This is a genomic window from Paraburkholderia sp. GW821-FHT02A12, from assembly GCF_059422005.1.
Genome location: NZ_JBWKWA010000001.1, coordinates 3,086,541 through 3,112,017, shown reverse-complemented (window position 1 = coordinate 3,112,017; position 25,477 = coordinate 3,086,541). Strand labels below are relative to the sequence as shown.

Sequence of the window (25,477 nt, the reverse complement as noted above, 5' to 3'; positions counted from 1 at the left end):
GTGTCCAATCAGAAGGAATAGCGCTTATGTTACGAGTCAAAGACAGGATCGCCATCGTCACGGGCGCGGCGTCCGGTATCGGTGCGGCGTGTGCCGCGATGCTGGCTGCTGAAGGCGGGCAGGTGGTCGTGGCGGACCGGGATTTCGACGGCGCCGTGGCGCAGGCCCAGCGTATCGAGCAGCAGGGCGGCCGGGCGATTGCCGCGCGGGTCGATATCGGCGACGAGGCTTCAATAGCGGCGTTGTTTGCGCTTACCGTCGAGACCTGGGGCGGCCTCGACGTGCTGCACAACAATGCGGCGGCCACCTCGCTGTCGAGCACGGTCGATGCCGCCGTAGAAGCCGTCGATGTCTCTGTCTGGGACGACACGATGCGCATCAACCTGCGCGGCACCATGCTGGCGTCACGTTATGCCATCCCGCTGATGCGGGCGCGCGGCGGCGGCTCGATCATCAATACGTCGTCGGGCGCGGCTCAGGCTGGTGCGCTCGGCTATAGCGCTTACGGTGTGTGCAAGGCGGGCATCGAAGCGTTGACGCGTTACGTGGCCGCTCAGCACGGCAAGGAGGGCATTCGCTGCAACGCGATTGCGCCCGGCCTGATCGTGACACCGGCAACAATAGGCCATTACGCGGGACCCGTGGGTGAGATGATGCTGAGTCATCATCTCACCCCGCGCCTCGGGAAGCCGGAAGACGTGGCACATGCGGTGGTCTACCTGGCGTCCGATGAGGCGGCTTTTGTCACCGGCCAAATCATCAACGTGGACGGTGGGCTGCTGTCGCATCAACCGTACTACGCCGATGAAATTCGCGCCCGCACCGCGGGCGGCGTGACGGTTGGCGCGAAGAGGACGACATGACTATCGATGCCGATCTGCTTGCTCGAATCGACCGTATCGAGGCGCAACTGGCGATCCAGCAATTGCCCATGCGCTACGCGCTCGCTGTCGATTCGCGTGATCTGGACAGCCTTGTCACGCTCTTTACCGACGACGTGAATTGCGGGCGATGGGGTGTAGGGCGTGCCGCGCTGAAAACGTTCTATGGGTCGGAGCATATCCTGCGCAGCTTTTACCGCAGCATTCATCAGATCTGCGGGCATGCGATCGACCTGGTCGATGCCGATCATGCGACAGGCCAGGTGTATTGCCGCGCCGAGCATGAGGACAATGGTCATTGGGTGGTCATGGCGATCTGCTATTTCGACCACTACGTACGGCGCGAGGGGACGTGGTATTTCGAACGCCGCGACGAACGGCACTGGTATTCGACCGATTGGCTGGAGCGCCCGGGGACGCCGCGCTTGCAGAACTGGCCCGGCAAGTACGAGAGCGACAAATACCAGCCGCGCCTGCCGCAGTCGTTTCCGACCTGGGCGTCTTTCTGGGAGGCGGTTGAACCGGCCGCGATCGGTGTGCTGACGCGTTCGCCCTGATTCACTCCACTTCACAAAGCGGCGAGGGGCTGGTGATGGTGGACAGCGCAAGCGTGCCCACCGCACCGCTTTCAGGCAGCGCCGGGCAGGCGAACCACCAGACCGTCGAGTTCCGGCGTGACATTGATCTGACACGTCAGGCGGCTGTTTTCCCGCACGTCCATCGCGCACGTCAGCATGTCGATCTCATACGGCTCGGCGGACGGCATGTGGTTGACCCACGCTTCGTCGACGTACGCATGACAGGTCGCGCAGCTGCAACTGCCGCCGCAATCCCCCAGAATCCCCGGCACCTGGTGATTGACGGCGGTTTGCATGACGGATTCGCCGACGTTGGCCGTCGCAGTGGTTTCATGGCCGTCCGGTTGAATGAATCGAATGATGGGCATGATGTAGCTGGAGTGAATATGATCAATCAGGCTGCGGGGAGCAGGTTTTTGAGCGGGATCGAATCGTTTGCGAGGTCGGTGGCGCGCACTGGAATCTTCTCGCCGACGAAACGCTTGGCCAGCATGAATTCCTGCGGACGGCTAACGGTATCGGCCGCGAGCATCACGCCACCTTTCAGGTAAAGCGCGGAGAACGAACGGCTTTCAGGCGCACCGCGCATGACAAGTTCGTCATAACCCTGCGACAGGCCGACCATCTTCAGTTTCAAGTCATATTGATCGGACCAGAACCACGGCACACTGTTGTAGACGCGCTCCTTGCCACACAGCGTGGCCGCTGCCGTGCGCGCCTGCTCCATGGCATTGGGTACGGACTCCAGCCGCAAGCGTCTGCCAAGTAGCCCGTTGGGGTGGTTGGTGCAGTCGCCGATGGCGAAGATGTCGGGGTCGGACGTGCGGGTGTGCTCATCCACCACGATGCCGTTATCCACGGCGAGGCCCGCTGCGCTGGCCAATTCCGTGGCGGGTTGCAAGCCGACGCCGACGATGACGAGATCGGCGGGAATACGGGAACCATCGGCACAGACCACGGCTGCGACGGCATCGCCGGATGCGTCCAGTTCGAAGCCGCTGACCGCCGTGCTTGTGCGCACATCGACGCCGGCTTCGCGATGCACCCGTTCATAGAACGCAGAAAGTTCCGGCGCCGTGACTCTGGCGAGCACGCGAGGTAATGCTTCGAGAACGCTCACGTGCAGCCCTCGCTTCACTGCAACAGCCGCGACTTCGAGGCCGATGTACCCGCCGCCAATGATGACGAGGCGTGCCCCCGTATGGAACTGCATGCGGATGCGTGCGACGTGGTCGAGCGTGCGCAGGTAGTGAAAGTTCGGTTGCTTTTCGATCGCTTCGATGCCCGGCAATGCGAGCCTGCGTGCATGGCCACCCGTCGCGATCACGAGCTTCGAATAACCGATCTCGCGACCGTCCGACAGGGTCACCACATGCGTCGCGCGGTCGATGCGCTCGGCCCGGGTATTGGGAATGAATTCGATCCGGGCCTTGTCGTAAGTGGCCTGCGGCTTCAAATAAAGCTGTTCCGCGCTGAGTTCGCCCGACAGAAACGCCTTCGACAAAGGCGGGCGCTGATACGGCAGATGCGGCTCCTCTCCGATCAGCACGATGCGGCCAGGCCATCCCTGGTCCCGGATGCTGGTTGAGCACTCGCCCGCTGCGTGGCCGGCACCGACAATCAGTGCGATGTCCTCTGAGGTTGCTGCAGTGCTCATAAACGCTCACTCCCGTCCCGTATGGCTATCGTGCGGACTGCGACGCATTGGCAATAATTATTATTTTTGAATGATATTCTCAATTGTGAACGTCACTCGGACGGACTGTCAACTCTCGGGTTCCCTATTGACCACCCCGTTCCCGTTCGCGTTGCTGGACGGAAAATCCTTATTGCACAATCGCAACAAATAGAACATAGTTCGAATATTAGAACTCTATGTGGCATCTACGAGAACGCCTCGGCGAACTCATAAAACGCAACGTGAGGAGACGGCATCATGGATGAACGGCTGCGTCTTCAGGATTTCGACGATCCTGTCTTCAACCCCTTTTTCGAGGATGCGCTGGCCTATGGTGCGGATAGCGACCCTTACCCGCGCATCGCCGCGTTGCGCGAGCGGGGCTCGGTGCAGAAAGGCGACTATCGCGTGTTGATGGACACGCCCGCCGATCTGACGATGCAGGACGTCGAGCACTACTGTGTGTTTGGCTATGACGAAGTGGCGCAGGTGTTGGGTGATCCGGCGACGTTTTCGAATCGGGCCTATGAGCGCAATATCGGCATCAGCTTCGGCCGCAGCATCTCGACCATGGACGTGCCCGAACATCCGCGTTACCGGCGTATCTTCCAGAAGGCGTTCATGCCGAATACGGTGGCGGCGTGGGGCGATACGCTGGTTGATCCGGTGGTGAACGACTTGATGGACGGGTTTTGCCGCCGCGGTCATGCCGACCTCGTACAGGAATTCACGCTTCATTACCCATTCAATATCATCTATCGGCAGCTTGCGCTGCCGCCCGAAGACGTCGGGATATTCCACAAACTCGCGATCGCCCAGACGCTTGTTTCGGTGGATATCGAGCACGGGGTCGAGGCCTCGACGAAGCTGGGCGCGTATTTCACGCAACTCGTCGCGCAGCGTCGCGAGCATCCCGGTGACGATCTGGTGAGCATGCTGGCGACGGCTGAAGTCGAAGGCGAACGCTTGCCCGAAGAGGTGGTGATCTCGTTTCTGAGGCAATTGGTGAACGCGGGCGGCGACACCACATATCGCGCGACGAGCGTTTTGCTGCTTGGTCTGCTGCGCAATCCGGATCAACTTGATGCAGTACGGCACGAGCGCACGCTCGTGCCGTACGCCATTGAAGAAGCCTTGCGTTGGGATGGACCTGTCGTGATGCAGTCGCGCATGGCGGCGCGGGATGTGACCTTGGGTGGCGTCGAGATTCCGGCGGGCGCCTTTATCGATGTGGTAGCGGGCAGCGCCAATCGCGACCCCGGCCGTTTCACGGATCCCGACCGGTTCGACATTTTCCGCGCCAGAGCGCATCGGCATTTTGCTTTCGCCTATGGACCTCACGTGTGCATCGGTCAGCATCTGGCGCGCGTCGAGATGACTCGCGCGCTCAACGCGATCCTTGACCGGTTGCCGAACCTGCGGCTTGACCCCGCGGCGCCCGCGCCATTGATCAACGGCATCATGATGCGCGTGCCGCATACGATTCCGGTCGTATTCGGCTGAGATTCGACCGATCCAGCCAGCCGCCGGAGACTGAACTGATGACCGACTTCGACTTTGTCGTCGTGGGGGCAGGGGCCGCAGGGTGTGTGCTGGCCAACCGCCTCTCGGAGAGCGGGCGCCATGAAGTGCTTCTGATCGAAGCGGGTCCGGAAGATGCCAGTCCTTTGATCCGGATGCCGAAAGGATTTGGAAAACTGCTGGATGACCCCGTTCATGCGTGGTTCATTCCGGTTCGGCCGGATAGCGGCAACGGCCATCGCAATGAAGTCTGGTTGCGCGGCAAGATGCTCGGCGGATCGAGCAGCATCAACGGCATGGTCTATATGCGCGGCCATCCCGAAGACTACGACGGGTGGGCGGCGCTCGGTGTGGAAGGCTGGAACTGGCGGGACGTGGCGCCGTGCTTCAGGCGTATCGAAGACCACGCGCTGGGCGCTGACGAACTGCGCGGCAAGGACGGCCCGCTGAAAGTGTCGTTGTACGCCGAGCGCAATCGCCTCGGCGAAGCCGTGCTGGACGCCTGCCGGTCGCTTGGCGTGCGAAGGCTCGAAGACATCAACCGGTTCGATCACGAAGGCGTCGCCTACCTGACATACACGATTCGTAACGGCCGCCGGCAGAGTTCAGCCGAAGCGTTCCTCAAGCCGGCGAGGAAACGCAGGAATCTGACTGTCGTCACGGGGATGGAAGTGACCCGGGTCATCTTCGAAGGGACGCGCGCGGTGGGTGTCAAATGCAAACGTGCCGGCTTCGAGACCACTTACCGCGCACGCCGCGAAGTGGTGCTGTCAGCCGGCGCGCTCGAGTCGCCGCGGTTATTGCAACTGTCGGGGGTGGGCGATCCGCAACATCTGCAGTCGCTCGGTATCCGCGTCGTCGCGCCGAGCCCCGGCGTCGGTCTGAATATGCGTGAACATTTGCTTTACATGATTCAGGCGCGTCTGCGGCAATGGCGAGACTCGCAGAACCGGCGGTTCGCCGGGATGCGTTTGTGGCGCAATGCGCTGCGATATTTTCTGTTCCATAGCGGTGTTATGGCATTGGGTTCGTATCAGGTGGGTGGCTTTGTTAAAACCGCGCCTGATGCCGCCCGGCCGGATGTGCAATTGATGATGGCGCCGTACTCGCTGGATTTCGGTGCCCGAGGCTACGGTTTCGAAGCTTTTCCCGGCATGCAGCTTTTCAGCTATCCGCTCAGACCCGAGAGCCAGGGACACGTGAAGATCGTTTCCGCTGACCGTAATGTCCCTCCGGAGGTGGTCGCCAACTATCTCGCCGATCCCCGAGATCAGCGGCTGGCGATCAATGCATTCCGGCTGATGCGCAATGTCTTCGCAGCGGAACCGCTGGCAAGGCTGCTGGATGGCGAAACACGTCCCGGCTCCGCGCTTAAGTCCGACGACGAAATTCTCGAACTCTACCGGCGCGAAGGCCAGTCGGGCTACCACGCTTGCGGCACCTGCAGGATGGGGACCGACACGCTTGCGGTACTCGATTCACGGCTGCGCGTGCGCGGCGTCGACGGACTGCGCGTTATGGACCTGTCCGTCACGCCGACGATGATTTCCGGCAACACGAACGGCCCGATGATGGCCATGGCGTGGCGCGCAGGCGATCTGATTCTGGCGGACGCACGTTGACATGGCGTGATCGGTATTGCGAACGTGACACGAACCTTCATACGCGAAATTCCTATCAGGGAGCGATGGCATGAACTTGACGGCGCAAGCGTCGAACATCACTGCGATCGTCCAGCAGGCGCTCGACCATGCGACTCGCGAGGGCGGCGAAATCGGCGTCCAGGTGGCCGCCTATCAGGGTGGCAAGCTGGTTGTGGATGCATGGAGCGGGGTGGCGGATCAGGCGACGGGGCGTCCTGTGGATGGCGAAACGTTGTTCAACGTCTATTCAGTCACGAAGGCCGTGGCGGCGACCGCGCTGCACATTCTGGCCGATCGGAGCCACATCGACTACGATGCACCCGTTACACGCTACTGGCCCGAATACGGTGCGCACGGCAAGGCGCGCACGACGGTTCGCGACGTGCTGACGCATCGTGCGTGCGTGCCGCAGATGCCCGGCGGGGTCACGCCCGAACGGATGTGCGACTGGCAGTGGATGACCACGGCGATTGCCGACCTGAAACCGTTGGCGGAGCCGGGAACGAAAACACTCTATCTGTCGATGACCTTCGGCTGGATCATCGGCGAGTTGGTACGTCGGGCGGATCCGGAAGGGCGTTCGCTGGGACGCTTCGTGCGCGAGGAAATCGCCGCGCCTCTCGGCATCGCTGACCTCTGGATCGGTATCCCCGATGAGGTCGAGCCACGTATCGCGAAGCTCACTGACGCAATGGTGCCGGTGCCGGCGCAATATCTGCCGCCGCTGTTCCTCGCCTCGATGCCTGAGCAGGTCGCGCTGAATCCAACGGTGTTCGAGCGGCCCGATGTGCGCCGCGCGGAAGTGGCGGGGGTTGGCGGCATATTCAATGCACGCAGCGAAGCGCGCTTCTGGGCGATGCTTGCGGGCGGCGGCGAGCTTGACGGTGTGCGGTTGCTGTCGGAGGAGCTCGTCGCGACGCTGAATATGCCGCGGGCGAACAGCGCAGAACCTGACCCGGTGATGTTCGGGTTTCCGATTCCGATCACTATCGGTGGGTTCTGGTTCGGCGGCGCTCATCCGCCGGTGACCGCCGTTCAATCGCCGCGCGCCTTATGCCATCCGGGGCAGGGCAACTCGATTGGCTGGGCCGATCCGGATACCGGTCTGGCCGTTGCGATTTGCCACAACAAAATGTTTAATCCGACTTCGCCAGAGGAAGACCCTCTGCTGCCCGTCGCGCGGGCGATCCGCGAAGCATTGAATCTGGGCTAATGACCTATGGCTGTCGATGTCGCCTATTTGCAGCAGTGGATCGGTAGAAGCGAGCGCGTTTCCGACACGCTTGGCCTGACGCCGATCGCCGCGCTTGCCGCTACGCTTGACAAAGAAGACACCTCGGTCGCCCCCGGTGATGCATTGCCTCCGTTGTGGCATTGGCTCTACTTTTTACCGTTGCACCGGCAGTCGCTGGTGGGTCCGGACGGACATCCGAAGCGCGGCGGTTTCCTGCCGCCGGTGGCCTTGCCGCGGCGAATGTGGGCGGGCAGTCAGCTGACGTTTTTACGGGAGCTGAAGGCCGGCGATGCGGTCATCCGTTTGTCGACGATCGCGGACGTGGCGCACAAGCAAGGTCGAAGCGGCGACCTTGTGTTCGTCAAGGTGCTGCATCAGATCAGCGATGCGGCAGGCGTGGCGATCACGGAGCATCAGGACATTGCCTATCGGGACCATCCTGCCTCGGGCGAAAAGCCACCTGTACTCCAGCCGGCTCCCGAAGGCGCGCAATGGACGCGGGAGATCCATCCGGATCCCGTGCAGTTGTTCCGCTATTCCGCATTGACGCTCAACGGTCATCGCATTCATTACGACCGGCCTTATGCAATGGAGCAGGAAGGCTATCAGGGACTTGTGGTACATGGCCCGTTTCTGGCGATGCTGCTGCTGGATCTGGTGCGATCGGCTCTTCCCGGCGCGCGGGTCGTGGCGTTTTCGTTTCGGGCAGTCAGTCCGGTGATCGACACGGCGCCATTCGTTGTTTGTGGACGTCCGGACAGCGATGACGGCAAGACGCTCAAACTGTGGATCGCAGGTAGCGACGGCACCTTGCGCATGCAAGCGGATGCCGTTCTGGGGTAACCGTCGCCTTTGTCGCCGATAGCGGACGCCGCCTATTTCCGGCATCTGACGTTAATTTTCATGGGGTGTTATGCGTTCATTTCTGTTTGTTCCGGGGATACGGCCTGAGCGTTTTAACAAGGCGCTCACCTCTGGCGCCGATACCGTGATCGTGGATCTCGAAGATGCAGTCGCTGAAGCGGACAAGGCGCAGGCTCGTCAATATGTCGCGGATGGCGCATCGGCATTTGCTGCATCGACCACGCGCGTGCTTGTGCGCATCAACGGCGTCGGTACGCCATGGTTCGATGACGACCTGGCGTTGCTCACGGCGCGCGGCATCGATGGCGTCGTATTGCCGAAAGCGGAGAGCGCGGAAGCTCTTCTTAAGGTTGCGCGCGTGAGCGGCAAGCCGATTCTGCCGATCGTCGAATCGGCACTCGGCGTGTGGCAGGTCCTCGAGGTGGCCAGGGCGCCCGGCGTGGAGCGACTCGTATTCGGTTCGGTCGATTTCGAACTGGATCTGGATTGCTCAGGTTCATGGGATGCGCTTCTCTATGCCCGCTCGAGGATCGTTCTAGCGTCGCGGGTCGCAGGTCTGCTACCGCCAGTGGATGGCGTAACCGTAACGCTCGATGACACCGCGCAACTCGCGGCCGATGCATCGGCCGCGCGACGCCTGGGTTTCGGCGGCAAGCTATGCATCCATCCGAAGCAGGTAGCGCAAGTCAATGCCTCGTTCAGTCTGGGCGAGGATGAACTGGCGAAGGCGCGGGAAGTGGTCGAAGCATTTGAGCGCGCCGGTGGCGGCGCGGTGTCCGTCGACGGACGGATGGTGGATCTGCCGGTTCTGCTCAAGGCGCGGCGTCAGTTGGCGATGGCAGGCGGCTCGACCGGCGCGCGGAATAGCGACGCACCGGACAGCGGTTGAGCCGGCCGGCCATCTAGGTCGCCCGAGGTCGCTCGCGGCTGGTGACGTGCCGGGACCGTATTAAACCGGATCCCAGGGCGTCAATGTGAGTGACGGCACGTTCTGGAAGAAGCTCGACTCGAACGCGGGCATCACCTGTTCGGCGATCGACTCCGGGGTCCATCCGCCGTCGCGATGCAGCGAACGCACCATGCGAATCTGGTTGAAGAAGTAGATTTCGTTGGCGCGTACGCCGAAGATCTGTCCCGACACCTTCGCTGCGCGATCCGATGCAAGATAGACCGCAAGCGGTGCCACCTTGCGCGCTTCCATCTTCTTCATGATCTCGACGCGCGCCTTTTGCTCGGGCGTCTCGGACGGAATCGATGCGGTCATCGCGGTCCATGCCCACGGCGCGATACAGTTCGAACGCACGTTGAATTTCGCCATATCGAGTGCGATCGACTTCGACAGGCCCACGACACCCATCTTTGCAGCCGAGTAGTTAGCCTGGCCGATATTGCCGATCAGACCGGAGGTGGATGTCATGTGAACGTAGCTGCCACCGTTCTGCGCCTTGAAGTGCGGTGCGGCGGCGCGGGCCACAAAGAACGAACCGTTCAGATGCACGTCGACCACGGCCTTCCATTCTTCCGGGCTCATGTTGAAGAACATGCGGTCGCGTACGATGCCCGCGTTGTTGACCACACAATCGACTCTCCCGAAGGTGTCGAGCGCTGCCTGCACGATTTTTTGTGCCGAGTCCCATTCGGCCACGCTATCCGTACTCGCCACCGCCTCGCCGCCTGCTTCCCTGATTTCCGCCACGACCCGCTGCGCCGCGAACTCGCCGCTTTCCGCATGGCGCCCCAGGTCGTTGACCACCACCTTCGCGCCGGCTGCCGCGAACTGCAGCGCGAAATCACGGCCGATACCCGCGCCCGCGCCGGTTATGACCACCACCTTGTCTTTCACGATATCGCTCACTCTCGTCTCCATTCGTTTCAGGCGTTGATGTAGAAAGTTCGTCAGCCTATAATAACAAAAATGAACAGCGTTGCATATTGTGAACGAAGAGGCGATACGACGTCTCTTCACTCAAACCCCTGGCAGAACGACATCGATGAAACAGTGGCAATGCATCTTCTGTGGATTCTTCTACGACGAAGCCGTTGGGCTTCCCGCCGAAGGCTTTCCGGCTGGCACCCGCTGGGTGGACATTGCCGAAGACTGGGTCTGCCCGGAATGCGGAGCGGCGAAGGCAGACTTCGTGATGATTGAAGTGTAATGCTCGCAGCCGTGCAGTATGGTTGTGTGGAGAACGTCGCCACGATCGCGATCGATTATCCGCCGGTCAATGCCTTGAGCGCGGCAGTGCGATCCGGTCTGCTGGGCGCCTTCAGGCAGGCGAGAGACGACGGCGATGCGCGAGCGATCATTCTCATCGGCAAGGGCAAAGGTTTTTCCGCGGGCGGCGATATCCGCGAATTTGGCACACCTTCGGCGGCCGCGCCGCCTAGACTGTCGATACACGTTCACCCGTTCATCGAATCGATGAACAAGCCGGTCATTGCAGCGATCCATGGCCTCGCCATAGGCGGCGGTCTGGAAACGGCACTCGTGTGTCACTATCGCGTTGTCGAAGCAGACGCACGCATAGGGCTGCCGGAAGTCGGACTCGGAACCATCCCGCTGTCGGGCACGCAACGCATGCCACGCGCGGTGGGACTTACCCGAGCCATCGACATGATCCTGTCCGCGAGTGTGGCGCCCGCGTCATCGTTTGCCGGTACCGCGCTGTTCGACCGTATCGTCGAGCCTGGTCAGGCGTTGGAGGCCGCCACGCAACTGGCGCACTCGCTTGTCGAGCGTAACGATTTTTCGCTGCCCTTGATCAGACATCGTGCCGTCAGCCATCGCCACGCAACACGGGTTCTTGCACAGGCGCGTGCGGCACTGGCTGACGCTCCCACGGCTCACGCGGCTGTACAAGCACTGGAAGCGATTACCGCCTCCGTGGCATGCGAGGACTTCGACGCTGGTATGCAAAGGGCGCGAGCCATATACGATACCTTGATGGCCTTGGACGAAGTGCGGATTCAGCGCGAGCGCTTTTGCAACCGAAGCTGAAACAGGACTCCTCCTCGCTCGACAACTTACATTTGCCGGAGATCGAATCCGCGCCACGACGCCCGTGCAGCACGAGCCGAGTCTATGGCATCGGCTCGTGCTGCCGCAGCCCGTGGCGGGCAATCAAGCCACCGCGCTCAAGCCCGTTCGAATATCGCGGCCAGCCCCTGACCGCCGCCGATGCACATTGCCTCGAGACCGTAGCGACCCTTGCGCCGTTGCAGCTCGAAGAGCAGTGTGGTCATCATGCGTACGCCCGTGGCACCGATCGGATGACCCAGCGAGATGCCGGAGCCGTTGACGTTGAGCCGCTCCGGGTCGTTCCATCCCCATCCCTTGAGCACCGCCAGCACCTGGCAGGCGAATGCTTCGTTCAGTTCGACAAGATCCATCTGATCGATCGACAAGCCGATGCGTGCCATCAGTTTCTGGACGGCGGGCACGGGGCCGATTCCCATGCGCGACGGCTCGCAACCTGCCGCGGCCCAGCCATTCAGATATGCCATTGGCTCCAGACCGAGTGCTTCGAGTTTGTCCTCTGCGACGACGAGGCACGCGGCTGCGGCATCGTTTTGCTGGCTGGAATTGCCTGCGGTGACGGTGCCACCCGGGATCAGTGCGCGCAGCTTGCCGAGGCTCTCCATGCTGGCGTCTTCGCGAAAGCCTTCGTCCTGGGCAAAGGCGAGCGGGGCGCCTTTTTTCTGCGGGACGGCGACCGCCACGGTCTCGGCTGCCATGCGGCCCGACGCCCAGGCTTGAGCCGCGCGACGATGGCTGCGCACCGCATATTCGTCGGCCTCTTCACGGCTGATGTGAAAGTCGTTGGCGAGGTTTTCAGCCGTTTCTATCATTCCCGAAATGTGTCCGAAGCGCGCCTCCGGTTGCGAGCGTTCGCGGCCACGCGCGAGCCGGTCGTGGAACTGTACCGAACCCGCGCGTGCACCCCATCGCATGTCGGTGCTGTAGTACTCGATGTTGCTCATGCTCTCGACACCGCCCGCCAGCACGACGTCGGCCGCGCCGGTCTGGACCATCATGGCTGCCGTCGCCAGCGCCTGGAGTCCGCCGCCGCAGCGCCGGTCAAGCTGCATGCCGGGCACATCGACCGGCAGTCCGGCTTGCAAGGCGATCCAGCGTCCCACACAAGGCGTTTCGCTGTTCGCGTACGACTGCGCGAACACCACGTCGTCGATCCGCATGGGATCGAGCCCGGTCCGTTTGAGGACTTCCTGGGTCACCAGTGCGCCCAGTTCCTCGACCGGCACGCTGCGCAAGCCGCCGCCAAAGGTGCCGACCGGCGTGCGTACGGGACAGACGATCGCTGCGCGTTTCATATGCGTTCCTTCAATGGGGATGGATCTTGTCGCCGACAGCGTCCAGACCGGATTGCGTCAGAGGGCTCCGGCGTTTGAGCATTCGAGCGCGACCCGGTAGTCGGGGTGGGCGATCGCCAGCAGGCGCTCGCGTCGCTGTTTCAAGGTGAGTCCGCGCAGGTCCGCGACGCCGTATTCGGTGACGATGATGCCGGCATCGCTGCGCGGCGTGCTGACGGGGCCGCTGAGCGCCGCGACAATGCGGCTTGCGGCCTTGCCCGCTGTCGACGGCATCGCGACTACGGGCAGACCGCCTCTGGCATGCCGTGCCCCGCGCAGGAAATCGAGTGCGCCGCCTACGGCGCCAACATAGCTGCCGTTGGCCACTTCTGCGTTGATCTGCCCGCTGAGGTCGACTTCGAGCGCCGAATTCAGGGCAACAAAACGGTCGATGCGGGCCAGTACGTCAGGATTGTGCGTGTAGTTCGTTGAGCGAAACTGTACGGCCGGGTTGCGATGTGCGAACCCATGAATGCGGCGGCCGCCCATCATCACGCCGGCAATCGTCAAACCCCTGTCGACATTCTTGCGCGTGTTGTTGATCACCCCGGCGTCCATCAGATCGGCGACCTTGTCTCCGATCGCACCCGAGTGAACCCCCAGATTGCGCCGGTCGGACAGACGCGCAAGCACGGCTTCGGGAATCGCACCGAGCCCGAATTGAAGCGTCGAGCCGTCCTCGATCAAACCGGCAACATGGGTCGCGATCGCCAGTTCGACTTCGCCGATTCTGCTGGGGGGATTTTCGAGCGGCGCGCGCGATGTCGGCAGAATGAAGTCGAGGTCGGCGTGTCGCAGATAGCGCTCGCCATACGTCCACGGTGCCTGCTCGTTGATTTCCGCAACGATGACGCGGGCGGTGTCCAGCGCCGGAACCAGATACTCGTGCGCGATCGACAGGCTGTAGCGGCCTTCATGATCCGCAGGTGCCAGTTGCAGCAGCAGCACGTCGATTTTGAGCGGGCCGGAGCGCATCATCTGCGGGAATTGCGAGTAGTGGCAGGGCAACACGTCGAGTGCGCCGGCCCGCGCCAAAGCGCGATTGGCGCCGGAGCCGCAGTAGGAAACGAAGTCGATGCAGTCGGCGTGTTCAGGCCGGCATGTATCGGTGGTGCTCACGCCCAGAAACACACGGAACCGGCCGATCTCCCGTCGCTGCGCAATGAGTGCCTGAGTCAGCGGCACCGGTTCCGCGTTCGCCTGACCCCACATGACGTTGTCGCCAGGGCGGACGATGGAGCGAAAGTCGATGGAGCCGGCTTGCAGGAGTATGGGCATGAGGCTGACGGAGGGCGAACGGAATGGCTCGGCGCTATGTTTTCGCGGCGGCATTCTGTGTGCGAATGACACCGGCAGCACCAAGCGCGGCGATGTGTTCGGCGGCGTAGCCGAGCGTGTCGAGAATCTCCGCTGTGTGCTCGCCGATGGCCGGAATCGACAGTGATGGTTGTGCCGGATCGCGCTGGAACCGGATCGCGCTGCCGAGATGCCGGCGGCCGTTCGCATCGACGTTCACCATCTGACGGGCCCGCGTGTGTGGCTGCGCTAGCGCATCGGTCAGCGTCATTACAGGCGCGACACTGATATGACGGCCTTCGAACCACGCAAGCCATTCGCTCAGTGTGCGTGTCAGGAACCTCCTCGTCAGGAAGGCGCTTAGTCCGGCTTGTGCTGCGCCGGCCGGTCCGACCGCGACGCTAATCAGATCCGGGCGGCCTAGCGGCGTCAGCAGATTGGTCGCGAAGTCGAGTTCGCGTCCACCCAGGCAAAGCCACTGCGCATCGCGCGTCTGATACGCGGCGAGTAGGGCAATCGCGTTGCTGCCGTATACGCTATCGACCCGACCGCTCGCTGCAGGGTTGAGCGCGCGAGCGGTCAAATGCGGCTGTGCGCACAGCGCTGCGTCGTACAGCGAAATATCGACGAAGTCTCCCTCACCCGTTTCACGCGCATGCAACAAGGCCATCAACACGGCGGATAACGCCGTCAACGAACCGGCCAGCGCGGCAAGCGAGGCGCCTGAGGTCACGGGCGCGCCGCGCTCATCGCGCGGCAATGTGCCGGCCATGGCCTGGATGACCGGGTCGTGCGCGGGCACTTGCGCAAGCGGGCCGGTCTGGCCGAACGCGGTCAGCGAACAGTAGACAAGGCGCGTATTGGTGCGGCTCACCGTGTCGTAATCGATGCCCAGGCGCGCCGCCACACCCGGCCGCGACGACTCGATGACGACGTCGGCCGCGTCGATCAGTTTACGCGCGATGGCGAGGCCGTCGGGGTGTTTCAGATCCACTGCGATGCTGCGCTTGCCGCGATTGAGCGCCACAAAGAACTCGCTGTCCGACTCGAGCGATCCGCGTGCCGCCTCGCCCGACAGCGGTTCCAGTTTGATGACGTCGGCGCCATGGTCGGCAAGATTCGATGCGAGCATCGGCCCAGGCATGAACTGCGATAGATCGACGACGCGAACGCCCGAAAGCTTCATGCGGCAGGCACCTTGAATGCGAAGGCCCGTTGCGCGATGGAGGCAGCCTGCTGCATGATTCGCGCGAGCAGATCGGCGCAGGTGGGCAGATCGTGAATCAGTCCTGTTACCATGCCGGCCGGAAAGGCTCCGCCTTCAACATCGCCACTCGCGAATGCGTCCATCCAGCGGCTCGCACCGGTCAGCGCATACAGGTCGGCGGCTGTGGCGCCGCCTGCGTTTTCCAGTTCGATGGCCGCGAGGCTGACGGTATTCCTGATCACGCGGCTCGAATCGCGGAGCGTGCGTCCGACCAGCAAGGTATCGCGTTCGGTGGCTTCCAGCAGGCGTTGCTTGATCGCCGGATGCACGCGCGATTCCTGTGTCAGCATGAAGCGCGTGCCCATATTGATACCGTCCGCGCCGAGTGCGAGCGCGGCCATCAGGCCCCGGCCATCCGCGAAGCCGCCTGAGGCGAGCAGCGGAATCTTCAGCTTGTCCGCGGCGGCGGGGATCAGGATCAGCCCCGGAATATCGTCTTCGCCCGGATGCCCCGCGCATTCGAATCCGTCGATGCTCACCGCGTCCGCGCCGAGCGCCTCGGCCTTCAAAGCGTGCCGCACGGCGACGCATTTGTGGATCACCTTGACGCCGTTTGCCTTGAACGTTTCGATGTACTTCGCGGGATTGCTGCCGGCTGTTTCGACAACCGTCACGCCGTGCTCGATGATGGTGCGCACGTAGCCGTCATAGTCGAGCCCGGAGTTGCTGCCGAGCAGCGTCAGATTCACGCCGAACGGTTTGTTGCTGAGCGCGCGCACCTGGTCGATTTCTCGCGCCAGTGCATCGGCACTCGCATGCGTGTGCGCGGAAATGAAGCCGAGGCCACCGGCATTGCCCACTGCCGCCGCGAGTTCCGCGCGGGCCACCCAGCGCATACCGCCCTGGATGATCGGGTAGTCGATGCCGAGCAGTTCGGTGATGCGATTGTTTTGAGAGCTCATAGTCGGTCGTGAAGCCGGGATAGCGAATGACAGGTTGAAAAAGATCAGTCGAACGAAGGTCGTTCAGCTGACTCCGGCGACTGCGAATTCATGCGTCCGCCCGGTGCTCAGCAATGGCGAAACACCGGTTTGCGCTTTTCTGCGAATGCGGCCATGCCTTCCTTGCGGTCTTCGGTAGCAAAGGTTGAATAGGCCATTCGCCTTTCGAACAGGATTCCTTCGGCGAGACTCGACTCGTAGGCGCGATTGACACATTCCTTCGCAATTGCAACGACAGGTTGCGAGAATCCAGCGATGGCGTCGGCCGTCTTCAACGCTTCGTCCAGTAACTCATCGAGGGGCACGACACGGCTGACCAACCCGCAGCGTTCGGCTTCGATAGCATCCATCCTGCGTCCGGTGAGAATCATTTCCATCGCCTTCGATTTGCCGAGTACGCGCGTGAGACGTTGCGTGCCACCCGCGCCGGGGATGGTGGCCAGCGTGATTTCAGGCAGTGCGAAGCTGGCGTTGTCGGCGGCGAGAATGAAGTCGCACATCATTGCCAGTTCGCAACCGCCTCCCAGCGCGAGGCCGGCCACCGCGGCGATCACGGGTTTCCGGCAACGTGCCGTGCGTTCCCAGTTGGACGTGATGAACTGGTTCTTGAACACGTCCATGTAGGTCCACTCGCCCATCATCTTGATGTCGGCGCCGGCGGCAAAGGCTTTTTCACTTCCGGTCAGTACGATTACACCGATCGCTTCGTCGGCTTCGAAAGCGTCGAGCGCAACAGTCAGTTCGTCCATCAACAGGTTACTAAGCGCGTTGTACGCTTGCGGTCGGTTGAGCTTGATGAGGCCGGTCTTGCCGCGTGTTTCGACGATGAGCGTTTCATAGGCCATGAGTTTTCCTCGCATGAATCCGGACGAACACGTATGCCAGCATGCCGTCCCGGCAACGAGGCATGCATCGGTACCCGTAACGAGTTCCGGCGCGCTGCATCGCAGCACGAATCTGGACGGATCGCCGGTATACAGACTTGCCCGCGATTTGAACGGTGTTTATAATTGTGAATGCGCGACGAGGCTTTGTCAATTGAGCTTCGGGCTAGCGCCCCATCAAAATGACGCAAGGAGGCACGGCATGACGACACGCCATGAGGACGGACAGATACGTACGGAGCAGCGCGGCCATATTCTGTTGATCGGCATCGATCGTCCGGAAAAGCGCAACGGCTTTACCCCTAAAATGTTCGAGGAACTGGCCAAGGCGTACACGCTTCTCGAAGCGAGTCCTGACCTTTTCTGCGGGCTGCTTTACGCCGAGGGCGATCACTTCACCGCCGGCCTCGACATGCCGAAGATCGTTCCGTTGCGCCGCGAAGGCAAACCATTGCTTCCGGTTGGCGAAGTCGACCCGTTCAATCTGCGCGAACCGTTACGCAAGAAGCCGGTGGTGATCGCACTGAAGGGAATCAGTTTTACGGTGGCTGTCGAGCTGATGCTGGCGTCCGAGGTGGCGGTGGCCGCCGACAATTGCCGCTTTTCCCAGATGGAGGTCAAGCGCGGCATCATGGCAGGCTGCGGTGCAACGATCCGGATGGTGGATCGCGCAGGGTGGGGCAACGCGATGAAGATCCTGCTCACCGGCGACGAATTCACGGCACAGGACGCGTATCGCATGAATTTCGTGCAGGAAGTGGTGCCGGCGGGTGAGGAGTTCGGGCGGGCGCTGGAAATCGCGGAGCGTATTGCCGCGCAGGCTCCGCTGGCCGTGCAGGCTACCATGGCCAATGCGCGCGTGTCGCTTGGGTCGGGATGGCTGGACGCGTATTCGAAGATCCAGTCGGCCCAACAGATTCTTTACAACACGGAAGACGCGAGGGAAGGCGTGCAGTCGTTTGTCGAAAGGCGTACCGCGAGATTCATTGGGCGCTAGTCTGGCGGCAAGCAAGGCAAACGGCCACGATAAAAGGCGGGGCGCAGGCGAGCGTCCCCGACGCTGGAAGACGACAGCTCCGGACGCAGCGTCCGGTACGAATTCAACGGAAACGATTCGATATGACGAAAGGTGCGTTGTCCGGGATTCGCGTGCTCGATCTGAGCCGCATTCTCGCAGGCCCGTGGGGCGCGCAGATGCTGGCGGATCTGGGGGCGGAAGTGATCAAGGTGGAACGCCCGGGCAAGGGTGACGATTCGCGTCAGTTTGGCCCGCCGTTTCTGAAAGATCGCAATGGCAACGACACGCGAGAATCGACATTCTTCATCAGCGCGAACCGGGGCAAGAAGTCTATTACCTGCGACATCGCCACCCCGGACGGGCAGGCGTTGATCCGGTCGCTCGCGGCGAAATGCGACGTGCTGCTGGAAAACTACAAGGTGGGGGACCTGAAGCGATACGGGCTCGATTATGCGAGTCTCAAGCTCGTCAATCCGCGCCTCGTCTACTGCTCGATCACAGGTTTCGGGCAGACGGGGCCGTACAGTCCGCGGCCCGGCTACGATTCGATCTTCCAGGCGATGGGTGGCTTGATGAGCATCACGGGCAACGGCGACGACATGCCGGGCGGTGGTCCCATGAAAACCGGTCCGAGCCTCGCAGATATTCTGTGCGGCCAGTACGCGGCGTCCGCGATCGTGGCGGCCCTCTATCATCGCGATGCAGGCGGCGAGCAAGGCGGCGAAGGGCAGCACATCGACCTCTCGCTGCTGGACTCGATGATAGCTGCCACGTCGCACTATGCGAGTCAGTACCTGGTGTCCGGCGAGGTGCCGGTGCGGCGCGGCACCGAGGGTAACGGAGGCATGCCGTCCCGGATGTTCCGGTGCGCGGATCGAGACATCATGATCGTGGCAGGGAACAACGAGCAGTACGCGCGGCTATGCAAGGTACTCGATCACCCGGAGCTCGCAACGGACCCGCGCTTTAGCGAGATCGCGCTGCGGGTCAGGAACCGCCGGGCGCTCGGTGACGCGTTCGAGCCGCTGATCGCGCAGTGGCAGAGTGACGAATTGCTGGTTGCGCTAGATGCCGCAGGTGTGCCGGCGGGTCCGATCAACAATCTGGAGCAGGTGTTCGCAGACCCGCATGTCCAGGCACGGCAGATGTGCGTGGAGGTCGCGCATCCGCTGTCAAACGATGCAGTACGTATGGTCGCCAACCCGGTGAAGATGTCCGGCACACCGATCGATGCGTACACGCCGCCACCGACGCTCGGCCAGCATACCGAAGTCGTGTTGCGCGATTTGCTGGACATGTCGAGTGCGGAAATCGACGCACTGCGTGCGCGCAAGGTCATTTGATCCTGCGGCGTGATTCGTCGGGCGTTGTTATGCAGCGCCTGAACAACACGTAAAAAAAATGGCCCGACTCGGGGTGAACGAGTCAAGGCCAAACTTCATCGCACTCTCGCGAAGCTCGATGGAGGAGAAATCCGAGCTGCAGTGCGCGCGGAGGTCCTGGTCATCGGCCTGCCTGTGCAAGGTTAGAGCATCGTCTGTCCGCCATCGACATTGATGGTCTGTCCTGTCACGTAACCCGCGCTCTCGCTGCAAAGGAATGCAACGACTCGTCCAATATCCTTCTCCGGATCGCCAAAACGGCCCAGCGAGATTTCGGCCAGGTAACGCGCGCGCTCTACCGGATTCGCTTCCAGATAGGCGTCGGCAGCAGGCGTGAGCGCCGCGGGACACACAACGTTGACCGTGACGCCGAAGGGCCCCCATTCGCGCGCGGCGACTCGCGACAAGGCTCGGATACCTTCCTTGGCGGCGGCGTACGGGGCGAATCCCTGCGTACCTTCAATGCCGGTGCGCGAGGCGAAATTGACGATCCGGCCGGAACCTTGCTGCTTCATGTGGGGCAGGACGGCTTGCATGAAATACAGCGTGCCGTAGAGACCGGACTCGAGCGTTTCGCACCAGTTTTCATCGGTTACCGCTTCCAGCGGCACGCCCGGCGTGCTGCTTTGCGCGTTGTTCACAAGGATATCGATGCGCCCGAAATGCTCGATGGCGAGGCCGACGGTTTTGTCCGCGTCAGCACGCCTGCGCGTGTCGCCAGGCACCACGAGCACCTGAGCGCCATGCTCCTTCAGCGTGGTTTCAGCCTTTCGCAGCTTTGCTTCGGTGCGTCCCGTCAGAACGAGGTTCGCGCCTTCGCTCGCCAGCGCAATTGCAATCCCCAGTCCTAGTCCTTGTCCGCCGCCCGTGACGATGGCAACCCGGTCCTTTAGTGCACTCATGAATCTACTCCTTCGCGATACGACTATTGAACGCTCGCACGATGCGGATCAAACCGGCTCATGACGCAGAACGGTATCGTGTCGAACACATTTATGAACGTCGTTCAATTATAATGCAAGCGTGCCGTTTTATGGTCTTGGCGTAATCCCGAATCCGCAAAGAATATGTATGCTAAACCGGCGACCGCCGTGAGACTATGTGAATGGTTCATTTATAATGGGTGCGATCAAATGGAAGGGGAGTGATATGTCGAAAGAAATCCTGGCTTCGGCTGACAAGGATGTAACCGGACCGCGTTCGCTGACTCGTCTGCTCGGGCTGTTCGATGTGTTGGCAAAAGCGTCGGACGGGATGTCGCTGGCAGAACTGAACGTCGCACTGGAGTCGCCCAAGAGTAGCTTGTTGAATCTGTTGCGGCCGCTTGTGGCAGAAGGGTTTCTGATGCACGACGGTGGCCGTTACCGGCTGGGACCGTCCATTTTCCGGCTGTCCGCGAATGTGATGGCCGTATGGAATTTCTCGAAGATGCTGCGTCCGTATCTGGTCGAATTGTCGGAGCGGACTCACGAGACGGTCTATATCGGTGTGCTCGACCCGGAACATAAGGTCATTACGTACGTCGACGTTATCGAAAGCGCACAGTCCATTCGATACTCGATGATAGTCGGCATGCGTCGGCCACTGTATTGCACTGCTGCCGGGCGCGTTCTGCTGGCTTATGCGCCGGACGAATTTGTGACCGAGTACCTGCGCACCGTCAAACTCGAGCGTCATACGGAGCAAACCACGGTCAACAAGAAAGTCTTGCGCGAGGAACTGCAACATATCGTCGAGACGGGTTTGTCGGTCAGCCGCGGCGAACTGCTGCCCGACTCGGCAGGTCTGTCGTCGCCGATTTTCGGGCCGAATGGAGAGGTGATCGCGGCGATGGCGGTCGGTGCGCCGCTGGAGCGGTTCGATCGCCAACGCGAGCATCTTGAGGAACACATGCTTGCGGTCGCGCAGCGGGCCTCGGCGTTGGGTAAAGCGAGCGAGGAAGAGTAGGTCTGGCGAGGCGCGTCACGGTTCTTCACGGCGCTCTCACGGGTCCCAAACAGCGGCGCCCGTGAGAGGGTGCCGCTCCGACTCATTGCATGCGTGCCGGGCCGCTCAGGCCGGCGCCTTCGATAACACTGAGACGGTGTTCCGGGCCGCGACGCTTCGGCAACGCGTATGCGATAACGAGCCCTAGCAGCGCACTGCCGGCGACATATCCAAACACCACCACATAGCTTTGCGCCGCCGGAAACGAGGTGCCGCCGCTGCTCACGGAGGCGCCCTGCAGCAGCGTGAAAACCGCTTGCGCGCCAACCGCGAAGAAGCATGAGAAAAACACGTAGAGCAGGCCGGTCGCTTCGCCTGTCTGTTGCGCGGGTGTCGCTTCGATAATCAGGTTGTAGACAGCCGTCTGCGCAAACGCGAGCCCGAACGAACAGAGCATCGCGCCTGGAACGAACAGCACCACACTGCGATGAAGCGGGATCAGGCACGCCCAGGCAACCACTAGCATGCTCATGCCGATCAGCGCCGCCGGACGCGCGGCATGACGTGCGGCAACGCGACCGCTCCACGGACTGGCAAGCATCGCGGTGACGTTAAAGGTGAACATGAGCAGGCCCGCGCCGGTCGCTGTCAGTCCGAACCCTGCGCGTGTCCATGCCGGCTGTTGCAAAAAGAGCGAGAACACTTGTCCGAGTTGCATGGCGCCGACCGCGATGCACATCATGCAGGCGTTCGCGAGGATCACCTGACGTTTGGCCAGTAAGCGGATGTTGATAAGCGGGTCCGCCACGCTGCGCTGATGCCGCGCCCAGAGCCACAGTACCACTGCGCCGCCGATCAGCAAGCCGGCGGTTCGCGGATCCCGCAGTCCCCATGTGTGGATTTCCTGCACCGCAAAGAGAATCGCACACAACGCCGGTGCGAAGGCGAGGCCGCGCACGAAATCGATTTGCGTGCCGGGCCTGGGGCTCGATTTCGGCACACATAAACGTACCGCCGCGATTGTCATCGTGCACAGCACGACTTTTAGCCAGAACCCGCCTTGCCATGAGTAGCGATCTATCACGATACCGGCGCAAATGTAGATCAATCCGGCCGAAACCATGCCGGCCGCGGTGACGAGTCCGACTGCAGAAGGTATTTCGCGGGCCGGCAGATTTTCGCGGACGAGCCCCATGGAAAGCGGCGTGATGCCCGACGCGATCGACTGCATCACGCAACCGGCGATCAGCACGGCGAGGTTTGGCGCGCACGCCGACACGATGCCTCCCACGGTAGCGATCGCGAGTACCATGAACAGGACACGCCGGTAGCCGAGCAGATCCCCCAGCCGTCCACAGATTGCCGCGCAGACCGCCGCGCCGAGCCAGTACGCGGTCACCGTCCAGCCAACCGAGGCTGATCCGGGGAAAACCCTGTAGAGCGTCACGAGCATCGTGTAAATCACGGTGATGCCGGCTGACGCCGAGACCGCCGATATCAGTAGTGCAAGCAGGAACCAGCGTCGAGGACCTTCGACGAGCGGTTGACGCGAAGACGATTGCGGCAGTGCATCAGCGTGCATTGGATGTCTCCTTTTTAGGTCGGCTTTTGTTTATTTTCTCATAGTTGAACACCGTGCGCATAGTTACATAAAATATTTCGCGTATGTCCTGCGCATTGTGATGGTCGCTTTCGCCGATATCAATCCGGTATCGGTCCTTCTGGTTTCGATATGGGGGTTTGAACGTCAACTGCGTGTGCCGATACTCCGGTATCAGCAGGCCAACAGGCGCGGCATTGATTGCTCGCTTCATATCAACAGGAGACTTTTTCATGCAGACCTACCAAGGAAAGATTTACGACGCCGACACGCATTTCTACGAAGTGGAGGATGCGTTCAGCCGTTACCTGCCCGAGAAGTTCAAGAAAGAATGGGGCTTTACCAGCCGGGTTACCGCAGAAGGAAACCGCTGCATGTACGTCGGCGATCGCAAGGTGGAGATCAGCGAAGGCTACACGTCGGCAGAAGGGCTCGTGCCGCCGCCGGGGAAACTGCACGAATGGCTGCGAGCCATGAAGGACGGCCAGAGCAACGTCGAAATGCGGGTTCCGCCGACTCCGGACATGTTCAACCGTGACGCGCGTCTGAAGAAAATGGATGAGTTCGGCGTCGAGGCGTGCACGATGTATGTCGGCGAAATGGTGGCGTGCATTTCCTATCTGAACGAACCCGTTGCGGCAAACGCTGTACTGCACGCATACAACCGCTGGATGCTTGAGGACTGGACCTTCAACTACAAGGATCGTATTTACAGCACGCCGATCGTTACGCTCGACGATCTCGACTCCGCCGTCGCCGAAGCAAAGTGGCTGGTGGCGAATGGCGTGCGTGTGATTCTGATGCCGATGGGTCCGTTCAATGGACGCGCACCTGGCGACCCATATTTCGATCCGTACTGGGCGATTCTGAACGAGGCGGGTGTATGCGTGACCTTCCACGTTTCGGAAGCCATCTACATGAAGGACCACATGGCCGTATGGGGCGAACCGGTACAGCAGTCGCGCCAGCGCCAGACCGCTTTCGTGTGGATGCACGGTTACGGCGAGCGTCCCGTGATCGAAACACTGTCGTCCTTCATCTTCTACAATTTCTTCGAGCGTTTTCCGAACGTCAAACTGTGCAGCGCGGAAAACGGCGCGGAGTGGGTACCGTCGATGCTGGTCAAGATGGACAAGTGCCGGGGGATGTCGAAGAATGGCTACTGGCCCTGTGGTCAGTTGAAGAGCCGGCCGAGCCAGATTTTCAAGGAAAATGTCTTCGTGGTAGCGTATCCGGAAGATGACCTCGCGCAGATCGTCGAGCAGACCGGTTCGGCGGACTTCCTGTTGATGGGCTCCGACTATCCGCATGCGGAAGGCGTGCCTGAACCCATCGATTTCGCAAGCGAAGCGTGCGGGCCGTTGTCCGCGGAGGACACCCGGAAAATCATGTACGACAACGGGCGCCGCTTCATGCCCGCCCGGGCCTAGCCGCTCGATGTTGTGCGGCCGCACGGGAGACATCGGGCTGCAAGCATCAGGAGCTTTTTAACAGATGAAATGACTACGCAAGCGTGAGGGGTTGCAATGTCCCCGCATGTTTGCGTCACTGTGGACAGGCTAGCCATGAATTTACTGGACTATCAGGCGTTGTTGCTGGAGCGTGACGGCGGCATCCTCACCGTTACCCTCAACCGGCCCGATACGTTGAATGCGTTCGACGAACAGATGGACGTCGAGTTCTCGCGGCTCTTCGTAGACGTTGCGGAAGATCCCGAGACCCGGGTTGTCGTGCTCACGGGGGCAGGCCGCGCATTTAGCGCCGGCGGCGATATCGAGCACATGCAACAGGTGATCGACGATCCGTCACAATTCCTCGCCGGCATGCAGCGCGCGAAGAAAATTATCTTTTCAATGCTCGACTGTCCGAAACCCGTCATTGCCAAGATCAACGGTCATGCGGTGGGACTCGGGGCGACCATCGCGCTTTTTTGCGATCTGAGTTACGCGGCAAACCACGCGAAGATCGGCGATCCTCATGTGAAGGTGGGTTTCGTCGCGGGTGACGGCGGGGCGGTGATCTGGCCGCAACTCATCGGCTATGCGAAGGCCAAGGAATATCTGCTGACCGGCGATCTGCTGGGCGCGGAGGAGGCGGCCCGTCTCGGCCTGATCAACTATGCCGTTCCAGCTGACGAACTCGATGCGGTCGTGGCCACGATGGCGAAGCGTCTGGCATCGGGCGCTTCGCAGGCCATCCAGTGGACCAAGACCTCGATCAACATTGGTTTGAAGCAACTGGCGCACTCGATACTCGATGCGTCTATCGCCTATGAGGCGCTGTCCAATCAGACCGAGGATCATCAGGAAGCGGTGAATGCGTTTCGCGAGAAGCGCGATCCGGTTTTCAAGGGCCGCTAAGCCGTTTTGGCCAGGCATGACCAGCGCCAGATC

Annotated in this window: 25 protein-coding genes; 14 read left to right on the top strand and 11 right to left on the bottom strand. The window is 61.5% G+C overall.

The features are described 5' to 3' along the window. The first annotated feature begins 26 nt into the window (after positions 1–26). Both AC07WT_RS14080 and AC07WT_RS14075 read left to right on the top strand, forming a co-directional pair. On the top strand, positions 27–863 hold the full coding sequence (locus AC07WT_RS14080; RefSeq protein ID WP_171926213.1) for an SDR family oxidoreductase: 837 nt from the start codon (positions 27–29) through the stop codon (positions 861–863). Next, positions 860–1,438 (top strand): nuclear transport factor 2 family protein, encoded by a 579-nt coding sequence (locus tag AC07WT_RS14075; protein ID WP_492592783.1) that lies wholly within the window; start codon positions 860–862, stop codon positions 1,436–1,438. The genes AC07WT_RS14080 and AC07WT_RS14075 overlap by 4 nt, the downstream gene beginning before the upstream one ends. Positions 1,439–1,509: 71 nt before the next feature. Here AC07WT_RS14075 and AC07WT_RS14070 read toward each other — a convergent pair whose 3' ends face one another. Both AC07WT_RS14070 and AC07WT_RS14065 read right to left on the bottom strand, forming a co-directional pair. Then, a complete protein-coding gene (locus AC07WT_RS14070; protein ID WP_492592784.1) occupies positions 1,510–1,827 on the bottom strand; it encodes a 2Fe-2S iron-sulfur cluster-binding protein in 318 nt (105 codons plus the stop codon). A gap of 26 nt (positions 1,828–1,853) precedes the next feature. Further along, positions 1,854–3,116 (bottom strand): NAD(P)/FAD-dependent oxidoreductase, encoded by a 1,263-nt coding sequence (locus tag AC07WT_RS14065; protein ID WP_494947519.1) that lies wholly within the window; start codon positions 3,114–3,116, stop codon positions 1,854–1,856. A 279-nt stretch (positions 3,117–3,395) separates the two neighbouring features. Between AC07WT_RS14065 and AC07WT_RS14060 the strand changes: the two genes are divergently transcribed. The 5 genes from AC07WT_RS14060 to AC07WT_RS14040 all read left to right on the top strand — a co-directional run bounded on the left by AC07WT_RS14060 (position 3,396) and on the right by AC07WT_RS14040 (position 9,288). Beyond that, entirely contained in the window at positions 3,396–4,640 is a 1,245-nt protein-coding gene (locus tag AC07WT_RS14060; RefSeq protein WP_492592786.1) for a cytochrome P450, read from the top strand. Between the two features lie 38 nt (positions 4,641–4,678). Next, positions 4,679–6,280 carry a GMC family oxidoreductase gene (locus AC07WT_RS14055; RefSeq protein ID WP_494947518.1) on the top strand — a complete coding sequence of 534 codons (1,602 nt, stop codon included), beginning with the start codon at positions 4,679–4,681 and terminating at the stop codon, positions 6,278–6,280. Between the two features lie 70 nt (positions 6,281–6,350). Then, the gene (locus tag AC07WT_RS14050) at positions 6,351–7,514 is read left to right on the top strand and encodes a serine hydrolase domain-containing protein (RefSeq protein WP_494947517.1); all 1,164 of its coding nucleotides are present in this window, start codon (positions 6,351–6,353) and stop codon (positions 7,512–7,514) included. 6 nt (positions 7,515–7,520) lie between these two features. Next, entirely contained in the window at positions 7,521–8,378 is an 858-nt protein-coding gene (locus tag AC07WT_RS14045) for an HTD2 family dehydratase (protein WP_494947516.1), read from the top strand. A 70-nt stretch (positions 8,379–8,448) separates the two neighbouring features. Then, complete coding sequence (locus AC07WT_RS14040) at positions 8,449–9,288, top strand: HpcH/HpaI aldolase/citrate lyase family protein (RefSeq protein WP_494947515.1); 840 nt, start codon at positions 8,449–8,451, stop codon at positions 9,286–9,288. A gap of 60 nt (positions 9,289–9,348) precedes the next feature. Here the strand turns inward: AC07WT_RS14040 and AC07WT_RS14035 are convergent, their stop codons facing one another. Next, positions 9,349–10,254, bottom strand: a complete 906-nt coding sequence (locus AC07WT_RS14035) for an SDR family NAD(P)-dependent oxidoreductase (protein ID WP_492592791.1) — start codon at positions 10,252–10,254, stop codon at positions 9,349–9,351. Positions 10,255–10,390: 136 nt separating this feature from the next. Here AC07WT_RS14035 and AC07WT_RS14030 point away from each other — a divergent pair, with 136 nt between their 5' ends. Together AC07WT_RS14030 and AC07WT_RS14025 are read left to right on the top strand one after the other, a co-directional pair. Continuing rightward, positions 10,391–10,555, top strand: coding sequence for a rubredoxin (locus AC07WT_RS14030; RefSeq protein ID WP_492592792.1), 165 nt, complete (start codon positions 10,391–10,393; stop codon positions 10,553–10,555). Next, positions 10,555–11,397, top strand: a complete 843-nt coding sequence (locus tag AC07WT_RS14025) for an enoyl-CoA hydratase-related protein (protein WP_492592793.1) — start codon at positions 10,555–10,557, stop codon at positions 11,395–11,397. The genes AC07WT_RS14030 and AC07WT_RS14025 overlap by 1 nt, the downstream gene beginning before the upstream one ends. A gap of 137 nt (positions 11,398–11,534) precedes the next feature. Here AC07WT_RS14025 and AC07WT_RS14020 read toward each other — a convergent pair whose 3' ends face one another. From AC07WT_RS14020 to AC07WT_RS14000, 5 genes are all read right to left on the bottom strand, one after another. Next, positions 11,535–12,731, bottom strand: a complete 1,197-nt coding sequence (locus AC07WT_RS14020; protein WP_492592794.1) for an acetyl-CoA C-acetyltransferase — start codon at positions 12,729–12,731, stop codon at positions 11,535–11,537. 57 nt (positions 12,732–12,788) lie between these two features. After that, positions 12,789–14,048, bottom strand: a complete 1,260-nt coding sequence (locus AC07WT_RS14015; protein WP_492592795.1) for an acetyl-CoA hydrolase/transferase family protein — start codon at positions 14,046–14,048, stop codon at positions 12,789–12,791. Between the two features lie 34 nt (positions 14,049–14,082). Further along, entirely contained in the window at positions 14,083–15,252 is a 1,170-nt protein-coding gene (locus AC07WT_RS14010; RefSeq protein WP_494947514.1) for a CaiB/BaiF CoA transferase family protein, read from the bottom strand. After that, the gene (locus AC07WT_RS14005) at positions 15,249–16,235 is read right to left on the bottom strand and encodes an NAD(P)H-dependent flavin oxidoreductase (RefSeq protein WP_494947513.1); all 987 of its coding nucleotides are present in this window, start codon (positions 16,233–16,235) and stop codon (positions 15,249–15,251) included. Before AC07WT_RS14005 ends, AC07WT_RS14010 begins: the two co-directional genes overlap by 4 nt. Before the next feature lie 107 nt (positions 16,236–16,342). Then, positions 16,343–17,119, bottom strand: coding sequence for an enoyl-CoA hydratase (locus AC07WT_RS14000; RefSeq protein WP_492592798.1), 777 nt, complete (start codon positions 17,117–17,119; stop codon positions 16,343–16,345). Between the two features lie 241 nt (positions 17,120–17,360). Here AC07WT_RS14000 and AC07WT_RS13995 point away from each other — a divergent pair, with 241 nt between their 5' ends. Together AC07WT_RS13995 and AC07WT_RS13990 are read left to right on the top strand one after the other, a co-directional pair. Continuing rightward, positions 17,361–18,155 carry a crotonase/enoyl-CoA hydratase family protein gene (locus AC07WT_RS13995; RefSeq protein WP_492592799.1) on the top strand — a complete coding sequence of 265 codons (795 nt, stop codon included), beginning with the start codon at positions 17,361–17,363 and terminating at the stop codon, positions 18,153–18,155. 122 nt (positions 18,156–18,277) lie between these two features. Then, positions 18,278–19,519, top strand: coding sequence for a CaiB/BaiF CoA transferase family protein (locus AC07WT_RS13990; protein ID WP_494947512.1), 1,242 nt, complete (start codon positions 18,278–18,280; stop codon positions 19,517–19,519). A gap of 182 nt (positions 19,520–19,701) precedes the next feature. On the opposite strand, the gene AC07WT_RS13985 is transcribed toward AC07WT_RS13990, so the two are convergent. After that, complete coding sequence (locus AC07WT_RS13985) at positions 19,702–20,460, bottom strand: SDR family NAD(P)-dependent oxidoreductase (RefSeq protein ID WP_492592801.1); 759 nt, start codon at positions 20,458–20,460, stop codon at positions 19,702–19,704. A gap of 247 nt (positions 20,461–20,707) precedes the next feature. Here AC07WT_RS13985 and AC07WT_RS13980 point away from each other — a divergent pair, with 247 nt between their 5' ends. After that, positions 20,708–21,505 (top strand): IclR family transcriptional regulator, encoded by a 798-nt coding sequence (locus AC07WT_RS13980; RefSeq protein ID WP_492592802.1) that lies wholly within the window; start codon positions 20,708–20,710, stop codon positions 21,503–21,505. A gap of 82 nt (positions 21,506–21,587) precedes the next feature. On the opposite strand, the gene AC07WT_RS13975 is transcribed toward AC07WT_RS13980, so the two are convergent. Next, complete coding sequence (locus AC07WT_RS13975) at positions 21,588–23,066, bottom strand: MFS transporter (protein WP_494947511.1); 1,479 nt, start codon at positions 23,064–23,066, stop codon at positions 21,588–21,590. Next, on the bottom strand, positions 23,056–23,319 hold the full coding sequence (locus AC07WT_RS13970; protein ID WP_494947510.1) for a hypothetical protein: 264 nt from the start codon (positions 23,317–23,319) through the stop codon (positions 23,056–23,058). The genes AC07WT_RS13975 and AC07WT_RS13970 overlap by 11 nt, the downstream gene beginning before the upstream one ends. On the opposite strand from AC07WT_RS13970, the gene AC07WT_RS13965 reads away from it, so the two are divergent. Further along, positions 23,318–24,514: an amidohydrolase family protein gene (locus tag AC07WT_RS13965; protein WP_492592805.1), complete on the top strand. Its 1,197-nt coding sequence runs from the start codon at positions 23,318–23,320 to the stop codon at positions 24,512–24,514. The genes AC07WT_RS13970 and AC07WT_RS13965 overlap by 2 nt on opposite strands. Positions 24,515–24,649: 135 nt before the next feature. Further along, positions 24,650–25,444 carry an enoyl-CoA hydratase/isomerase family protein gene (locus AC07WT_RS13960; protein ID WP_492592806.1) on the top strand — a complete coding sequence of 265 codons (795 nt, stop codon included), beginning with the start codon at positions 24,650–24,652 and terminating at the stop codon, positions 25,442–25,444. Positions 25,445–25,477 lie beyond the last annotated feature (33 nt).

Excerpts from the sequence above, each read along its gene's own strand:
- AC07WT_RS13965 (WP_492592805.1), top strand. The coding sequence starts at position 23,318 with ATGCAGACCTACCAAGGAAAGATTTACGACGCCGACACGCATTTCTAC.
- AC07WT_RS14015 (WP_492592795.1), bottom strand. The coding sequence starts at position 14,048 with ATGCCCATACTCCTGCAAGCCGGCTCCATCGACTTTCGCTCCATCGTC.
- AC07WT_RS14005 (WP_494947513.1), bottom strand. The coding sequence starts at position 16,235 with ATGAGCTCTCAAAACAATCGCATCACCGAACTGCTCGGCATCGACTAC.
- AC07WT_RS14030 (WP_492592792.1), top strand. The coding sequence starts at position 10,391 with ATGAAACAGTGGCAATGCATCTTCTGTGGATTCTTCTACGACGAAGCC.
- AC07WT_RS13975 (WP_494947511.1), bottom strand. The coding sequence starts at position 23,066 with ATGCACGCTGATGCACTGCCGCAATCGTCTTCGCGTCAACCGCTCGTC.
- AC07WT_RS13985 (WP_492592801.1), bottom strand. The coding sequence starts at position 20,460 with ATGAGTGCACTAAAGGACCGGGTTGCCATCGTCACGGGCGGCGGACAA.
- AC07WT_RS14080 (WP_171926213.1), top strand. The coding sequence starts at position 27 with ATGTTACGAGTCAAAGACAGGATCGCCATCGTCACGGGCGCGGCGTCC.
- AC07WT_RS14025 (WP_492592793.1), top strand. The coding sequence starts at position 10,555 with ATGCTCGCAGCCGTGCAGTATGGTTGTGTGGAGAACGTCGCCACGATC.
- AC07WT_RS13990 (WP_494947512.1), top strand. The coding sequence starts at position 18,278 with ATGACGAAAGGTGCGTTGTCCGGGATTCGCGTGCTCGATCTGAGCCGC.
- AC07WT_RS13970 (WP_494947510.1), bottom strand. The coding sequence starts at position 23,319 with ATGAAAAAGTCTCCTGTTGATATGAAGCGAGCAATCAATGCCGCGCCT.
- AC07WT_RS14010 (WP_494947514.1), bottom strand. The coding sequence starts at position 15,252 with ATGAAGCTTTCGGGCGTTCGCGTCGTCGATCTATCGCAGTTCATGCCT.
- AC07WT_RS14070 (WP_492592784.1), bottom strand. The coding sequence starts at position 1,827 with ATGCCCATCATTCGATTCATTCAACCGGACGGCCATGAAACCACTGCG.
- AC07WT_RS14075 (WP_492592783.1), top strand. The coding sequence starts at position 860 with ATGACTATCGATGCCGATCTGCTTGCTCGAATCGACCGTATCGAGGCG.
- AC07WT_RS14045 (WP_494947516.1), top strand. The coding sequence starts at position 7,521 with ATGGCTGTCGATGTCGCCTATTTGCAGCAGTGGATCGGTAGAAGCGAG.
- AC07WT_RS14065 (WP_494947519.1), bottom strand. The coding sequence starts at position 3,116 with ATGAGCACTGCAGCAACCTCAGAGGACATCGCACTGATTGTCGGTGCC.
- AC07WT_RS14040 (WP_494947515.1), top strand. The coding sequence starts at position 8,449 with ATGCGTTCATTTCTGTTTGTTCCGGGGATACGGCCTGAGCGTTTTAAC.
- AC07WT_RS13960 (WP_492592806.1), top strand. The coding sequence starts at position 24,650 with ATGAATTTACTGGACTATCAGGCGTTGTTGCTGGAGCGTGACGGCGGC.
- AC07WT_RS14060 (WP_492592786.1), top strand. The coding sequence starts at position 3,396 with ATGGATGAACGGCTGCGTCTTCAGGATTTCGACGATCCTGTCTTCAAC.
- AC07WT_RS14000 (WP_492592798.1), bottom strand. The coding sequence starts at position 17,119 with ATGGCCTATGAAACGCTCATCGTCGAAACACGCGGCAAGACCGGCCTC.
- AC07WT_RS14020 (WP_492592794.1), bottom strand. The coding sequence starts at position 12,731 with ATGAAACGCGCAGCGATCGTCTGTCCCGTACGCACGCCGGTCGGCACC.
- AC07WT_RS14050 (WP_494947517.1), top strand. The coding sequence starts at position 6,351 with ATGAACTTGACGGCGCAAGCGTCGAACATCACTGCGATCGTCCAGCAG.
- AC07WT_RS13980 (WP_492592802.1), top strand. The coding sequence starts at position 20,708 with ATGTCGAAAGAAATCCTGGCTTCGGCTGACAAGGATGTAACCGGACCG.
- AC07WT_RS13995 (WP_492592799.1), top strand. The coding sequence starts at position 17,361 with ATGACGACACGCCATGAGGACGGACAGATACGTACGGAGCAGCGCGGC.
- AC07WT_RS14055 (WP_494947518.1), top strand. The coding sequence starts at position 4,679 with ATGACCGACTTCGACTTTGTCGTCGTGGGGGCAGGGGCCGCAGGGTGT.